This is a genomic window from Mycobacterium sp. NGS22 (assembly GCF_059813095.1).
On the sequence record NZ_JCALDY010000009.1, the window covers coordinates 77,298 to 92,489 of the forward strand.

The following is a 15,192-nucleotide window of genomic DNA, read 5'->3' on the forward strand; positions in this document are numbered from 1 at the left end:
TCACACTGGCTTGCGTCAAGTTACTGATCGGTATAGTTTTAACGTGTTACTGGTGGGTAACTTAGCCCTAGTACCCAACCACAGGTGGCATTCTCAATGAGGAGGACCCGTAGTGAGCCACTACAAGAGCAACGTCCGTGACCAGGAATTCAACCTGTTCGAGGTACTTGGCGTTGATCAGGCTTTAGGCCAAGGCGAGTTCAGCGATCTGGACGCCGACACCGCTCGCGAGATGCTCGCCGAGGCCGCGCGGCTGTCCGAGGGACCCGTCGCCGCATCGTTCGTCGACGGTGACCGCAACCCGCCCGTCTTCGATCCCAAGACCTTCTCGGTGGAACTGCCCGAGTCGTTCAAGAAGTCGGTCCGCGCGGTCATGGACGCCGGTTGGGACAAGGCCGGCCTCGACGAGGAACTCGGCGGCATGCCGATGCCACGATCGTTGATGTGGGCGCTGCACGAGCACATCCTCGGCGCCAACCCGGCGGTCTGGATGTACTCCGGTGGCGCGGGCTTCGCCCAGATCCTCTACCACCTCGGCACCGAGGAGCAGAAGAAGTGGGCCGTGCTGGCCGCCGAACGCGGCTGGGGCTCCACCATGGTGCTCACCGAGCCGGACGCCGGATCCGACGTCGGCGCGGGCCGGACCAAGGCCGTGCAGCAGGAGGACGGTTCCTGGCACATCGACGGCGTCAAGCGGTTCATCACCTCCGCCGACTCCGGTGACCTGTTCGAGAACATCTTCCACCTGGTGCTGGCGCGACCGGAAGGCGCCGGCCCCGGCACCAAGGGGCTGTCGCTGTTCTTCGTGCCCAAGTTCCACTTCGACCCCGAGACCGGCGAGCTGGGCGAACGTAACGGCGTCTTCGTCACCAACGTCGAGCACAAGATGGGCCTGAAGGTCTCGACCACCTGCGAGCTGTCCCTGGGCCAGCACGACGTGCCCGCCAAGGGCTGGCTGGTCGGCGAGGTGCACGACGGCATCGCGCAGATGTTCGAGGTCATCGAGCAGGCCCGGATGATGGTGGGCACCAAGGCCATCGCCACCCTGTCGACCGGTTACCTGAACGCGCTGGAGTACGCCAAGTCGCGGGTGCAGGGTGCCGACCTGACCCAGATGACCGACAAGACCGCACCGCGGGTGACCATCACCCACCACCCCGATGTACGTCGGTCGCTGATGACCCAGAAGGCCTACGCCGAAGGGCTGCGGGCGCTGTACCTGTTCACCGCCACCTTCCAGGACGCGGGGGTGGCCAAGGTGGTGCACGACGTCACGCCTGAGCTGGCGGCCAAGATCAACGACCTGATGCTGCCCATCGTCAAGGGTGTCGGCTCGGAGCAGGCGTACGCCAAGCTCACCGAAAGCCTGCAGACCTTCGGCGGTTCGGGCTTCCTGCAGGACTACCCGATCGAGCAGTACATCCGGGACGCCAAAATCGACTCGCTCTACGAAGGCACCACCGCCATCCAGGCGCAGGACTTCTTCTTCCGCAAGATCATCCGCGACAAGGGTGTGGCGCTGGCGCATGTCTCCGGCGAGATCCAGAAGTTCGTCGACAGCGAGTCCGGCAACGGCCGACTCAAGAGCGAGCGGGCACTGCTGGCCAAGGCGCTCACCGACGTGCAGGCGATGGCCGCCTCGCTGACCGGCTACCTGATGGCCGCGCAGGAGGACGTCACCAGCCTCTACAAGGTGGGTCTGGGCTCGGTGCGCTTCCTGATGAGCGTCGGCGACCTGGTCATCGGCTGGTTGCTGCAGCGTCAGGCAGCGGTGGCGATCGAGGCTCTGGACGCCGGTGCGACCGGGTCTGAGCGGTCCTTCTACGAGGGCAAGATCGCGGTGGCGTCGTTCTTCGCCAAGAACTTCCTGCCGTTGTTGACCAGCACCCGCGAGGTGATCGAGACGCTGGACAACGACATCATGGAGCTCGACGAAGCCGCTTTCTGAGCCGGCTCACACCGACTGCCGCGACTGTGAATCCTGCGACGCATACACCGCGTGTCGCGTCGCAGGATTCCCACTCAGTGGGACGATCGCACTCGGTGGGCCGATCGCGCCGCGTACGCTGACAACGACCAAAAAGACCGCCGCTGGATCCCCTCAAACCAGCGGCGGCCCTTTTCGTTCGCCCGTCTCCGCTGACCGGCGGTCGACCAGGGATTGCCCCGCGTTGCCGTCGGGGTCGGGGGGTCAGACCACAACACGGGGCCATCCGGACTCACGGATACCCAAACGCTCCGGTACCAAACCACCCGATTTCAATTCCCTTGGGATGTTTCCGGGCGGGCGAAAACCGCGGGTCAGGCCTCCAGGATCGCCGCTACGCCCTGACCACCGGCCGCACAGATCGAGATCAGCGCCCGCACCGTGCCCTTCCCCTTAGCTGCCTTTTTCTTCTCGGCCAGCTGCTTGGCGGCCTGCGCCAGGATCCGTCCGCCGGTGGCGGCGAACGGGTGCCCGGCGGCCAACGACGATCCGTTGACGTTGAGCTTGGACCGGTCGATCGAACCCAACGCGGCGTCCAGACCCAACCGCCCCTTGCAGTATTCGTCGGACTCCCACGCCTGCAGATGCGCCAGCACCACCGAGGCGAATGCCTCGTGGATCTCGTAGAAATCGAAGTCCTGCAGCGTCAGCTCGTTGCGCGCCAGCAACCGCGGTACCGCGTAGGTGGGTGCCATCAGCAGCCCGTCGTTGCCGTTGACGTAATCGACCGCGGCCGTCTCCGCGTCGACGAAGTAGGCCAGCGGCGTCAGCGAATGGTCGGCGGCCCACTGCTCGGTGGACAGCAACGCGACGGATGCGCCGTCGGTGAGCGGCGTCGAGTTTCCGGCCGTCATCGTCGCGTCTCCGGCCTTGACACCGAAGACGGGCTTGAGCTTGGCCAGCTTTTCCACGCTGGCGTCCGGGCGCAGGTTGTCGTCCCGGTAGAGGCCCAGGAACGGGGTGATCAGGTCGTCGAAGAAGCCCCGGTCGTAGGCGTCGGCCATGTTGCGATGGCTGGCGACGGCCAGCTCGTCCTGATCGACCCGTTTGATGCCCATCTCCTTGGCCGTCAGCGCCGCGTGCTCACCCATCGAGAGTCCGGTGCGGGGTTCGCTGTTGGCCGGCACCGCGATGCCGAGATTGGCCGGCAGCGTGCCGACCAGCTTGAGACGTTCCACGTTGGACTTGGCGCGGCGCACCTTCAGCAGGGTGCGGCGCAGGTCGTCGCCGAGCGCGATGGGCGCGTCGGAGGTGGTGTCCACGCCTCCGGCGGCGGCTACCTCGTAGCGGCCGGCGGCGATGCCGTCCGCGGCGGCGATGGCCGCCTGCAGACCCGTGCCGCAGGCCTGCTGGATATCGAAGGCAGGAGTGTCAGGTGAGAGGTCCGAGCCCAGCACGCATTCGCGCATCAGGTTGAAGTCGCGGCTGTGCTTGAGCACGGCGCCGCCGATCACCGCGCCGAGTCGTTCGCCGGACAGGTTGAACCGGTCTACCAGCCCGCCGAGGGCGGCGGTGAACATGTCCTGGTTGGAGGCTTCGGCGTAGCTGCGGTCCGATCGGCCGAACGGGATGCGATTGCCGCCCAGCACGGCGACGCGCCGCCTTGACTCTGAACTTCCAGTGGCCAATTTATTCTCCGTGTGTCGCCGCTTGGTCGGGGATGATTTTGGGGTACCCGCCTCGGCAGGCAATACTACCCACTGTTCTTACTCCGAAGTAAGTTCGTCCCTGACACGGAAGGCAACTCAGTGGCCACCAAGCGCGCGCCCGACCTGTTCTCGCAGGTCGTGAACTCCGGACCCGGATCGTTTCTGGCCAAACAGCTGGGCGTCCCGCAACCTCAGCCGTTGCGGCGCTACAGCGTCGGCGAGCCCCCACTGGCCGGATCGCTGCTGATCGGTGGGGAGGGCCGGGTGGTGGAGCCGCTGCGCACGGCGCTGGCCGACGACTACGAGCTACTCGGCAACAACCTGGGCGGACGCTGGGCCGACAAGTTCGCCGGGCTGGCGTTCGACGCCACCGGGATCACCACCCCGGAAGGCTTGAAGGCGCTGCACGAATTCTTCACGCCGCTGCTGCGCAACCTCGAGCCCAACGCGCGCGTGCTGGTCATCGGCACCACACCCGAAGCGGCGGGCAGCACCGACGAGCGCATCGCGCAGCGCGCGCTGGAGGGCTTCACCCGCTCGCTGGGCAAGGAAGTTCGCAACGGAGCCACGGTGAACTTGGCGTACCTGGCACCGGACGCCAAACCTGCCGCCACCGGCCTGGAATCCACCGCGCGCTTCATCCTGTCGGGCAAGTCCGCTTACGTCGGCGGCCAGGTGTTCTATGTCGGCGCGGAGGACGCGACGCCGCCCGCCGACTGGGACAAGCCGCTGGACGGCAAGGTCGCCATCGTCACGGGCGCGGCCCGGGGCATCGGCCGCACCATCGCCGAGGTGTTCGCCCGGGACGGCGCGAAGGTGGTGGCGATCGACGTCGAGTCCGCCGAAGACGCGCTGTCGGAGACCGCCAACAATGTCGGTGGCACCCCGCTGTGGCTGGACGTGACCGCCGAGGACGCCGTGGACAAGATCACCGAGCACCTGCGCGACCACCACGGCGGCAAGGCCGACATCCTGGTCAACAATGCCGGGATCACCCGCGACAAGCTGCTGGCGAACATGGACGACGGCCGCTGGGACTCCGTGCAGGCCGTCAATCTGCTTGCCCCGCAACGTCTTACCGAAGGACTGGTGGACAACGGAACCATCGGCGCGGGCGGCCGGGTGGTCGGCCTGTCCTCGATGGCCGGGATTGCCGGCAACCGTGGGCAGACCAACTACGCCACCACCAAGGCCGGAATGATCGGCCTCACCCAGGCGCTGGCGCCCGTGCTCGCCAAGAAGGACATCACCATCAACGCGGTGGCGCCGGGCTTCATCGAGACCCAGATGACGGCGGCGATCCCGGTGGCCACCCGTGAGGTGGGTCGCCGGCTGAACGCGCTGCTGCAGGGCGGTCAACCCGTCGACGTGGCTGAGACCATCGCCTACTTCGCCAGCCCGGCGTCGAATGCGGTGACCGGCAACGTCGTTCGGGTCTGCGGCCAAGCCATGATCGGGGCCTGAGATGGGTCAACCCAGCGGGCTTCGCAACATGCTGCGCGCGGTGGCCGGGGCGCTACCCGTGGTGCCCCGATCGGACAAGCTGCCCACCCGCACGGTGACGGTCGAGGAACTGCCCATCGACCAGGCCAACGTCGCCGCCTACGCCGCGGTCACCGGGCTGAGTTACGGCAACAACGTGCCGCTGACCTACCCGTTCGCGCTGACGTTCCCGTCGATCATGTCGCTGGTGTCCGGGTTCGACTTCCCGTTCTCCGCAATGGGTTCGGTGCACACCGAAAACCAGATCACCCAGCACCGCCCGATCGCGGTGACCGACACGGTCAGTGTGCAGGTTCATGCCGAGAACTTGCGCGAGCATCGCAAGGGCCTGCTGGTCGACCTGCTGACCGACATGCACGTCGGCAACGACCTGGCCTGGCAGCAGGTGACGACCTTCCTGCACCAACAACGCACCAGCTTGTCCGACGAACCCAAGCCGCCGCCGAAAAAAGAGCCCAAGCTGCCGCCGCCGTCGACCGTGCTGAGCATTACGCCGGCGCAGATTCGTCGGTACGCCGTGGTGGGCGGTGACCTCAACCCGATCCACACCAATGGTGTCGCCGCGAAGCTGTTCGGCTTCCCGACTTCGATCGCGCACGGAATGTTCAGTGCCGCAGCGGTATTGGCGAACATCGAGGGCAAATTGCCGGACGCGGTGCAGTATTCGGTGCGGTTCGGCAAGCCGATCCTGTTGCCGGCGAAGGTGGGACTGTACGTCGAGCAGGCCGACGGCGGCTGGGATTTGTCGCTGCGCAACCTTTCCAAGGGCTATCCGCACCTGACCGGGAGCGTCAAGCCGCTGTAGTTTTCACCCAGCCCGGTGGTCGTGGGCCGGCGGGCGGCGTCCGAGGACGAGTGTCTTGATCTCGTGCGCGCCGACGGCGGTGACCGCGAAGACCACCAGCATCCAGATCGGCGGCCGGGCCAGTTCCCAGACGAAGATCGCGGACCACACCGGCGATCCCTGCGTCACCGCCAGCACGCCGGCGGCCGCGGCCAGCGAGATCACCGCTCCGTGCAGATGGGTACCGGCCACCTGGTTGAGCGCCAGCACCAACAGCGACCCGGCCGCGGCGCCGGTTGCCAACGAAGGCGTGAGCAGACCACCCGCTCCGCCGGCCCGCAGGAACAGCGCGGTCAGCAGCGGCTTCAGCACCAGAATCACGGCCGCCGAGGTGAGCGTCATGCCGGCGGCCAGGCTGACGGTGAGCACGCTCTTGCCGTTGCCGGGCAGTTCGGGCCACCAGTGCGAGCAGATGCCGGTGAGCAGGCCGGCCGCGGCGAGTGCCGGGATCACCGCCCAGGACCGCATCAGCTCGGCCGGCCGGGCGGCCGCGATGATCTTGTTGAACGCCCACCCCACCCCGAACGCCAGCGGCGCGAGGGCCAGGCCGTGCGCGCTGAGCAAAGGGGTTTGTTCGGCGCTGGGCCACTGCAACTCGTGGTGATCGTGGGTGATCACCGACGCGACGGCGACGGCCAGGCTGGACGTGATCAGCGCCGCACCGACCGCCCGCAGGCGCCAGGTGTTGAGCAAAATCCGCAGGGCGAACAGTGCGCCGGCAGTCGGGACGGCATAGACCGCGGCCAGCCCGGCACCGGCCGCGCAGGCCAGCAGGATCTCGCGGTCGTCGCGCGACAGCCTCCGCAGCCATCCGGTACCGAAATCGCTTGCTGCAGCGGCGAATTGACGCGGCGCACCTTCGCGTCCCAGTGACGCGCCGGATCCGACGAGCAGCACCTGCAGCACCGCGTCGACGCTCCAGGCTGCCCGTGGAATCGGCTGCCGGTTCGCAATGGTTCCGGCCAGCGGCGGCACGTCCGCCCGGCGTCGCAGCAGCCACCAGCCCAGGCCGGCTAGCGCGGCACCGGCCATCGGCCCGAGCGCGCGGCGGACGGGACTGCTGGCGGTGATGCCGTCGAGCAGCGAGCCGAAAGTGTAGTGATAGGTGAGGTGTTCGACGGAGCGCAGCACGACCGTCGTCGCCAATCCGGCAAGACCGGCCAGCAGGCCGGTAATGACTGTCGCGCAGAAGAACTCGAGGTTCCGGCGAGGCACCGGGATCTAGCCCGTCGCGGTGTTGGACGCCACGTCACGATCGGCGGGCGCCCCGCGCAGACCCGCCCAGAACAGGTCGATCATCAGCTGTGCCGCGGCGTCGGCATCGATGTCGCCGGTGCTGAGCCGGTTGGCGATCGCCTCCCCCGCCCCCACCAAAGCGACTGACATGACGTCGATCTCGGAATCGGTGCGGGGGCTACGGGTGCCGGCACGCACCAGACCTCCGACCAGTTCGATGATCTGCTCGCGGCCCTCACGCACCGTGTGGGCGAACGCCTGCGAGCTGGTGGCCTGGGTGTACATCACGATCCACGAGGCGCGGTTCTCGTCGATGTAGCGCAGAAACGAGCTGATAGTGTTGCGCAGCAGGTCTTTTGGGCTCTGGGTGAAGTCGATGTCGGCGCGCAGCGCGTCGATGAACCGGCCCATCTCCCGGTTCAGGCACGCGCCGAACAGGTCTTCCTTGGAGCCGTAGTACAGATACAGCATCGGCTTGGAGATCTGCGCCTCGGCGGCGATGGTGTCCATCGAGGTCTCGTGATAGCCGTTGACCGAGAACATCTGGACGGCAGCATCGAGCATCTGCTGCTCGCGCACAGCACGCGGTAACCGTTTGCTGCCACCGGCCATTGGTCCTGCGCCTCTCTCGCCTGTCCTTCCGACTTTAGAGCTAACGACCGCACGTCGGGGTGACACGCTTCATGGCGGCCACCCGGATCAGGGATGCGTCGACCCGTTGGACCGGCAGGTCACCGGCGTTCACCGCCTGCTCGAGGCGGTCCAGGACGGCCTGCACCTCCTTGGTGGTGATCCACAGCGCGATGTCGGTGCCGGCCTGCAGCGTCTTCAACACCGCCTCGGTCACCGGCAACAGGTCTGAAATGGCGGCCATACTGGACAGGTCGTCGCTGAACACCGGGCCGTCGAACGCCGGGCCGCCGTAACCGGTTCCGGTGCGCAGTAATTCGACGGCCTTCGGGCTCAGGCTGGCCGGCTCGGTGCCGGTCAGGCCCGGCACCTGCATGTGGCCGATCATCACCGCCACCGGGCTCTTGTCCAGCAGCGTCCGGTAGGGCAACAGGTCGTTGGCGATCAGCTCGCCCAGCGGCGGCGTGCTGACACCGCCGGTGTGGGAATCCCCGGAACCGTGCCCGTGCCCGGGGAAGTGCTTGAGCACCGGCAGCAAACCCGCGTCCCGCAGACCCTGCGCGTACTGCCCGGCCCATTCGGTCACCTTTGCCGGGTCCGAGCCGAACGAGCGGTCCCCGATCACGGTGTCGTCCGGGGCCTCGGTGACGTCGACCACCGGGGCGAAGTCGACGGTGATGCCCAGGTCCTTCATCTTGCGGCCGCGGGTCAGCGCCAGGTCGTGGACCTGCTGCGGCGTCATGGTCTGGCCCATCTCCTTGGCCGTGGGCCCCCTGCCGTCCAGCAGCGTGCGCAACCGGGACACCCGGCCGCCTTCTTCGTCGACGCCGACCGCCAGCGGCAGCGGCGCCGCGGCATTGGCGATCTCGGTCAGCGGGCCGGGCAGCATGGTCAGGTCGGTGTCGCTGTCGATGATGATGCCGCCGACATGGAACTGGCTGACGACGGCTTTGGCGTCGGCCGCGTCTTTGACCCCGACCATCAGCAACTGGGCCAGCTTGTCGCGCAGGTTCGTGATCTTCGCCGGCACTTCGCGGGGATCGACACACAGCTTGTTGCCGGGTGCCGCGGCCGGGGTCGAGCTGGTGGGCGCCGGGCTGGGAGTGCTGGTCGACGATGCCGGCCCGTGTTTGGTGCCGCTGTCACTGCAGGCCGCCACCAGCATCGACGCGGTGGCAAGGACGGCCAGAGTACGGGGAAAAGCCATCCGGACATGCTGTCACGGGGCGTTTCGCCGCGAGGTGCGGGGGGCGCGGGCCGTTCTGCTAGGTTCGATCACTATGAACCGGATCGTCGCGCCAGCCGCCGCAAGTGTGGTGGTGGGTCTGTTGCTCGGTGCGGCCGCGATCTTCGGGATCACGCTGATGGTCCAGCAGGACACGAAGCCGCCACTGCCCGGGGGCGATCCGTCGTCGTCGGTGCTCAACCGGGTCGAGTACGGCAACCGCAGCTAGTCAGGGTGCGACCGGCCAGTCGGCCCTGTCGCGTCTTTGGCTGCTGCTCGTCGGGGCCGTCTCCCTCGTCCTGAGCTTCGCCCAATCTCCCGGGCAGGTCTCCCCCGACACCAAACTCGATCTCACCGCCAACCCGCTGCGGTTTCTGGCGCGCGCCACCCACCTGTGGAACAGCGACCTGCCGTTCGGGCAGTCGCAGAACCAGGCCTACGGCTACCTGTTTCCGCACGGCAGCTTCTTTTTGGCCGGGCATCTGCTGGGGGTGCCCGGTTGGGTCACCCAACGGCTGTGGTGGGCGCTGCTGTTGACGGCCGGATTCTGGGGGTTGCTGCGGGTTGCCGAGGCGCTCGGCATCGGTAGCCCGTCGTCGCGGGTGCTGGGCGCGGTCGCCTTCGCGTTGTCGCCGCGGGTGCTGACGACGATCGGGTCGATCTCGTCGGAAACGTTGCCGATGATGCTGGCGCCGTGGGTGCTGTTGCCGACGATCCTGGCGCTGCGTTCGGATCCCGGCCGATCGGCGCGGGTGCTGGCCGGTCAGGCCGGGCTGGCAGTGGCGCTGATGGGCGCGGTGAACGCGATCGCGACGGCCGCGGGTTGCCTGCCGGCGTTGATCTGGCTGGCCTGCCACCGGCCGAACCGGCGGTGGTGGCGTTACGTCGGCTGGTTGCTGGCGGCGGTGGCCGTGGCGGTGCTGTGGTGGGTGGTGGCGCTCAGCCAGTTGCGTGACGTCAGTCCGCCGTTTTTGGACTTCATCGAATCCTCCGGGGTGACCACGCAATGGTCGTCGCTGGTGGAGTTGCTGCGCGGCACCGACAGCTGGACGCCGTTCGTGGCGCCGACCGCGACGGCGGGCGCGCCGCTGGTCACCGGCACCGTGGCGATCCTCGGCACCTGTCTGGTCGCGGCCGCCGGACTGGCCGGGTTGGCCCTGCCCGGGATGCCGGCGCGCGGCCGATTGGTGACGATGTTGCTGGTCGGGGTGGTGCTGCTGGCGATCGGCTACAGCGGCGGGCTGGGCTCGCCGATCGCCCATCAGGTACAGGCGTTCCTGGACGCGGCCGGCACGCTGCTGCGCAACGTGCACAAATTGGGGCCGGTGATCCGGGTCCCGCTGGTGCTGGGCTTCGCGCACCTGCTGGGCCGGATCCCGTTACCGGGCAGTGCGCCCAGGCCGGTGTGGCTGCGGGCGTTCGCACACCCGGAGCGCGACCGGCGGGTCGCCGTCGGGATCGTGGCGCTCGTCGCGCTGATGGTGAGCACCTCGCTGGCGTGGACCGGCCGGCTGACCCCGCCGGGAACGTTCCGCGCGATACCCGATTACTGGCATCAGACCGCCAACTGGCTTGCCGGCCACCCGGGCGGCCGGGCGTTGGTGGTGCCCGGCGCACCGTTCGCGACCCAGGTGTGGGGCACCAGCCACGACGAGCCGTTGCAGGTGCTGAGTTCGGGTCCGTGGGGGGTGCGCGACTCGATCCCGCTGACGCCGCCGCAGACCATCCGCGCGCTGGACTCGGTGCAACGCTTGTTCGCCGCTGGGCGCCCGTCCGCAGGGTTGGCCGATACCCTTGCCCGCCAAGGTATTTCGTATGTCGTGGTGCGCAACGATCTGGACCCGGAGTCGTCGCGGTCGGCGCGACCGATTCTGGTGCATCGCGCCGTCACGGGATCGCCGGGACTGGGCAAGGTGGCCGAGTTCGGGGCGCCGGTGGGACCGGGCACACTGGCCGGCTTCGTCAACGACAGCGGGCTGCGGCCACGCTATCCGGCGGTGGAGATCTACCGGGTCGGTTCCGGCGGCGATCCGGGTGCGCTGGGTGGGCCGGGTGCGCCCTACTTCGTCGACACCGACCGACTCGCGCGCGTCGACGGCGGCCCGGAGGTGCTGCTGCGCCTCGACGAGCGGCGGCGCCTGCTCGGCCAGCCTCCGCTGGGGCCGGTGCTGATGACCGCGGACGCTCAGGCCGCCGGCCTGCCGACGCCGCTCGTCACCGTCACCGACACCCCGCTGGCCCGCGAAACCGATTACGGCCGAGTGGATCTGCATTCGTCGGCGATCCGCGCGCCCGACGACGCCCGGCACACTTACAACCGGGTGCCCGACTACCCCGTCCCGGGCGCGCAGACGGTCTACGGAGCCTGGACGGGCGGGCGCATCACGGCGTCCAGCTCGTCCTCGGATGCCACAGCGCTGCCCGACGTCGCACCGGCCACCGCACCGGCCGCCGCGATCGACGGCGACCCGGCAACCGCATGGGTGTCCAACGCGCTGCAGGCCGCCGTCGGGCAGTGGCTGCGGGTCGACTTCGACCATCCGGTGACCAATACCGTCCTCACGCTGACTCCCAGCGCGACGGCCGTCGGCGCCCAGGTGCGACGCATCCTGGTCGAGACCGCCAACGGCAGCACCACGCTGCGCTTCGACGAAGCCGGCGAACCGTTGACCGCCGCGCTGCCGTACGGCGAAACCCCGTGGGTGAAGATCACCGCTGCCGCCACCGACGACGGCTCACCCGGCGTCCAGTTCGGCATCACCGACCTGAGCGTCACCCAGTACGACGCGTCCGGGTTCGCCCATCCGGTGACGTTGCGGCACACGGTGTCGGTGCCCGGCCCGCCGCCGGGTGCCGCGGTTGCAGGCTGGGACCTGGGCGCCGAGCTGCTGGGCCGGCCGGGGTGTGCGGCAGGGCCGGACAACGTCCGGTGCGCGTCGTCGATGGCGCTGACGCCCGAGGAGCCGGTCAACCTGAGCCGCACGCTGACCGTGCCGGGGCCGGTTACGGTGCGGCCGACGGTGTGGGTGCGCCCGCGGCAGGGTCCCAAGCTGGCCGACCTGATCGCCGAACCCGGCACCGCCCGCGCCCGCGGCGATTCCGATGTGGTCGAGATCCTCGGCTCGGCGTACGCGGCCACCGACGGCGATCCGGGCACCGCGTGGACGGCCCCGCAACGGGTGGTGCAGCACAAGACGCCGCCGACGCTCACTTTGACGCTGCCGCGGCCCACCGAGGTGGCCGGGCTGCGGTTGACCCCCAGCCGGTCGGTGCTGCCGGCGCATCCGACGCTGGTGGCCATCGACCTGGGTGACGGCCCTCAGGTGCGGGCGCTCGCCGGTGGTGACCTGTCGTTGCAGCCGAAGGTGACCGACACCATCACCGTCAGCCTGCTCGACTGGGACGACATCATCGACCGCAACGCGCTGGGCTTCGACCAGCTCAAGCCCCCCGGGCTGGCCGAGATCGTCGCGTTGGGCACCGACGGTCGGCCGATCGCACCGGCCGCCCCGGACCGGGACCGGCAGGTTTTCGTCGACTGTGAGCACGGGCCGGTGATCGCGGTGGCGGGCCGGTTCGTGCACACCTCCGTCCGGACCACCGCGGGGGCGCTGTTGGACGGCCGGCCGGTGGTGGCGCAACCGTGTGAGACCGAGCCGATCGCACTGCCAACCGGACAGCAGGAATTGCTGATCAGTCCCGGCGCGGCGTTCGTCGTCGACGGCGCCCAGTTGGCGATTAGTCCCGAAACTTCCGGTGCCGCTGTTGCTTTCGCTCCCGTCGGGGACTGGGGTCCGTCCCGGCGCGAGGTGCGGGCGGCGGCGTCGGGCACGTCTCGGGTGTTGGTGATTCCGGAGAGCATCAACCCCGGCTGGGTGGCGCGGGACGGTAGCGGGGCGCGGCTGACACCGGTAGCGGTCAACGGGTGGCAGCAGGGTTGGGTGGTGCCGGCGGGGGATGCCGGCACCATCACGCTGACCTTTGCCGCCGACACCGTCTACCGCGCCGGACTTTTCGGGGGCCTTGCTCTGCTGCCGCTGCTGGCCGTGCTGGCTTTCTGGCGCCGGCGCGGCGATTCGGGGGATACCGCCGCGGTGCCGTGGACACCTGGACGATGGGCGGCGATTCCCGTGCTAGGGGCCGGGGCGTTGATCTCCGGTGTCGCGGGAGTCGTGGTGTTCGGAGCAGCGCTGGCCGCACGGTATGCGTTGCGGGATCGCTTCACCGTGGCGTTCAGTGCCGGTGGGTTGATCGCGGCCGGGGTCGTGCTGTCGCGGCACCCGTGGCGCTCGGTGGACGGGTACGCGGGTCATTCCGCGGGTGTCCAACTGCTGGCGCTGATTTCGTTGGCCATGGTGGCCGCTTCGGTGGTGGTGTTGCGACAGGGTGGCGACGAGTAGTTCGGGGCTGGTTGACTGGATACCGCCATGGGATGGTTTTCGGCGCCCGAATACTGGCTGGGCACTACGGTGCTGCAGCGTGGCGTGGCGCTGATCTATCTGATCGCCTTTGTGGCGGCGGCGCGACAGTTCCGGGCACTCATCGGGGAAGACGGCATGCTTCCGGTGCCGCGATATCTGGCCGGACGGTCGTTCTGGCGCGCGCCGAGCATCTTCCACTTCCGTTACTCGGACCGGCTTTTCGCGTTCGTCTGCTGGACGGGCGCCGTGTTGTCGGCGGCGGTGGTCTGCGGCGTGACGCGGGTCGCGCCGTTGTGGGCCGGGATGCTGGTCTGGCTCGTGCTGTGGGCGCTGTACCTTTCGATCGTCAACGTCGGGCAGACGTGGTACGGGTTCGGTTGGGAGTCGCTGCTTTTGGAGGCGGGCTTCCTGATGATCTTTCTCGGCGGCGAGCGGGTGGCGCCGCCGCTGCTGACGCTATTGCTGGCGCGCTGGCTGTTGTTCCGGGTCGAGTTCGGGGCCGGCTTGATCAAGATGCGCGGCGACCGCTGCTGGCGGGATCTGACGTGCCTGTACTACCACCACGAGACGCAGCCGATGCCCGGTCCGCTGAGCTGGTTCTTCCATCACCTGCCCAAACCGTTGCATCGGATCGAGGTGGCGGGCAATCATTTTGCGCAGCTGGTGGTGCCGTTCGGGTTGTTCGCGCCGCAGCCGGTGGCCGGGATTGCCGCGGCGATCATCATCGTGACGCAATTGTGGCTGGTGCTGTCGGGGAACTTCGCCTGGCTCAACTGGGTGACGATCCTGTTGGCGTTCAGTGCGGTCGCGGTGCCCGAGCATCCCGACTTGCCGACGCCGCCGATGTGGTTTGTTGCCGTGGTGATCGTCGCTGCCGCGGCGATGGTGGTCTTGGGTTATTGGCCGACGCGCAACATGCTGTCGGCGCGGCAACGGATGAACGCCTCGTTCAACGTATTTCACCTGGGTAATACCTATGGTGCCTTCGGCAGCATTTCCCGCACCCGGCATGAGGTGGTGATCGAGGGCACCGATTCTGCCGATCCCACCGACGATGCGGTGTGGCGCGAGTACGACTTCAAGGGCAAGCCCACCGGACTGCGGCGGCTGCCAAGGCAATTCGCGCCTTACCATCTGCGGCTGGACTGGCTGATGTGGTTCGCCGCCATCTCGCCCGGTTACGCGCTGGCGTGGATGACGCCGTTTTTGCACCGGCTGTTGCGCAATGACGCTGCGACGCTACGGCTGTTGCGGCACAACCCATTTCCGGATGCGCCGCCGCAGTATGTGCGTGCGCAGCTTTACGTGTACCGGTTCACTACGCCGGCTGAGTTGCGGCGCGATCGCGCGTGGTGGCATCGGACGTTGATCGGGAGCTATGTGCCGCCGATGTCGCTGCGGAGTTGACTCAGAAGAAGAAGCCCGGACGACCGGCGGCCGTCTTGAACCCCTGAACTCCAGTCGCCCTGATTGGCAATGCCTGAACTCTTCAGTCCGGTGTCGTTGATGCCCACGCTGCTGCCGTCACCCACCGAATTGCCGCCCGAATTACCGAAACCGGTGTTCGGAAAGCCGTAATTGAGGTAGCCGACGTTCTGCAGTCCGCTGTTGGCTATGCCGACATTGCCGGCCTTGCCGCCGGTGTTGTAGATGCCGGCGGTCGTACCGTTACCGACGCCGCCACCTCCGCCTCCGCC

At 68.2% G+C, this 15,192-nt stretch carries 11 protein-coding genes; 6 read left to right on the top strand and 5 right to left on the bottom strand.

Annotation, left to right across the window (positions count from 1 at the left end; genetic code table 11):
• The first annotated feature begins 112 nt into the window (after positions 1-112).
• Positions 113-1,948: an acyl-CoA dehydrogenase gene (locus tag AC5Y47_RS10955; protein WP_499943991.1), complete on the top strand. Its 1,836-nt coding sequence runs from the start codon at positions 113-115 to the stop codon at positions 1,946-1,948.
• Positions 1,949-2,301: 353 nt separating this feature from the next.
• Here the strand turns inward: AC5Y47_RS10955 and AC5Y47_RS10960 are convergent, their stop codons facing one another.
• A complete protein-coding gene (locus AC5Y47_RS10960; RefSeq protein WP_499943992.1) occupies positions 2,302-3,615 on the bottom strand; it encodes an acetyl-CoA C-acetyltransferase in 1,314 nt (437 codons plus the stop codon).
• A gap of 120 nt (positions 3,616-3,735) precedes the next feature.
• Here AC5Y47_RS10960 and AC5Y47_RS10965 point away from each other — a divergent pair, with 120 nt between their 5' ends.
• Both AC5Y47_RS10965 and AC5Y47_RS10970 read left to right on the top strand, forming a co-directional pair.
• A complete protein-coding gene (locus AC5Y47_RS10965; protein ID WP_499943993.1) occupies positions 3,736-5,100 on the top strand; it encodes a 3-oxoacyl-ACP reductase in 1,365 nt (454 codons plus the stop codon).
• A gap of 1 nt (position 5,101) precedes the next feature.
• Positions 5,102-5,944, top strand: a complete 843-nt coding sequence (locus AC5Y47_RS10970) for a MaoC/PaaZ C-terminal domain-containing protein (protein WP_499943995.1) — start codon at positions 5,102-5,104, stop codon at positions 5,942-5,944.
• Between the two features lie 3 nt (positions 5,945-5,947).
• On the opposite strand, the gene AC5Y47_RS10975 is transcribed toward AC5Y47_RS10970, so the two are convergent.
• From AC5Y47_RS10975 to AC5Y47_RS10985, 3 genes are read right to left on the bottom strand one after another with little or no spacing between them, the layout of a single operon-like run.
• Positions 5,948-7,204: a chloride channel protein gene (locus tag AC5Y47_RS10975; RefSeq protein WP_499944091.1), complete on the bottom strand. Its 1,257-nt coding sequence runs from the start codon at positions 7,202-7,204 to the stop codon at positions 5,948-5,950.
• Entirely contained in the window at positions 7,205-7,831 is a 627-nt protein-coding gene (locus tag AC5Y47_RS10980) for a TetR/AcrR family transcriptional regulator (protein ID WP_499943996.1), read from the bottom strand.
• Between the two features lie 40 nt (positions 7,832-7,871).
• A complete protein-coding gene (locus AC5Y47_RS10985) occupies positions 7,872-9,056 on the bottom strand; it encodes a glycoside hydrolase family 3 N-terminal domain-containing protein (protein ID WP_499943997.1) in 1,185 nt (394 codons plus the stop codon).
• A 73-nt stretch (positions 9,057-9,129) separates the two neighbouring features.
• On the opposite strand from AC5Y47_RS10985, the gene AC5Y47_RS10990 reads away from it, so the two are divergent.
• The 3 genes from AC5Y47_RS10990 to AC5Y47_RS11000 are packed head-to-tail and all read left to right on the top strand — an operon-like array spanning position 9,130 to position 14,902.
• Positions 9,130-9,303 carry a DUF2613 domain-containing protein gene (locus AC5Y47_RS10990; RefSeq protein ID WP_023369784.1) on the top strand — a complete coding sequence of 58 codons (174 nt, stop codon included), beginning with the start codon at positions 9,130-9,132 and terminating at the stop codon, positions 9,301-9,303.
• A 25-nt stretch (positions 9,304-9,328) separates the two neighbouring features.
• Complete coding sequence (locus AC5Y47_RS10995; RefSeq protein WP_499944092.1) at positions 9,329-13,474, top strand: alpha-(1->3)-arabinofuranosyltransferase domain-containing protein; 4,146 nt, start codon at positions 9,329-9,331, stop codon at positions 13,472-13,474.
• A gap of 27 nt (positions 13,475-13,501) precedes the next feature.
• Positions 13,502-14,902 carry a lipase maturation factor family protein gene (locus AC5Y47_RS11000; protein ID WP_499943998.1) on the top strand — a complete coding sequence of 467 codons (1,401 nt, stop codon included), beginning with the start codon at positions 13,502-13,504 and terminating at the stop codon, positions 14,900-14,902.
• Here AC5Y47_RS11000 and AC5Y47_RS11005 read toward each other — a convergent pair.
• Positions 14,872-15,147, bottom strand: a complete 276-nt coding sequence (locus AC5Y47_RS11005; protein WP_499944093.1) for a hypothetical protein — start codon at positions 15,145-15,147, stop codon at positions 14,872-14,874. The genes AC5Y47_RS11000 and AC5Y47_RS11005 overlap by 31 nt on opposite strands.
• Between the last annotated feature and the right edge of the window lie 45 nt (positions 15,148-15,192).

Bases quoted from the DNA above. Each gene is read 5' to 3' on its own strand.
- AC5Y47_RS10970 (WP_499943995.1), top strand. From the start codon at position 5,102: ATGGGTCAACCCAGCGGGCTTCGCAACATGCTGCGCGCGGTGGCCGGG.
- AC5Y47_RS10980 (WP_499943996.1), bottom strand. From the start codon at position 7,831: ATGGCCGGTGGCAGCAAACGGTTACCGCGTGCTGTGCGCGAGCAGCAG.
- AC5Y47_RS10985 (WP_499943997.1), bottom strand. From the start codon at position 9,056: ATGGCTTTTCCCCGTACTCTGGCCGTCCTTGCCACCGCGTCGATGCTG.
- AC5Y47_RS10990 (WP_023369784.1), top strand. From the start codon at position 9,130: ATGAACCGGATCGTCGCGCCAGCCGCCGCAAGTGTGGTGGTGGGTCTG.
- AC5Y47_RS11000 (WP_499943998.1), top strand. From the start codon at position 13,502: ATGGGATGGTTTTCGGCGCCCGAATACTGGCTGGGCACTACGGTGCTG.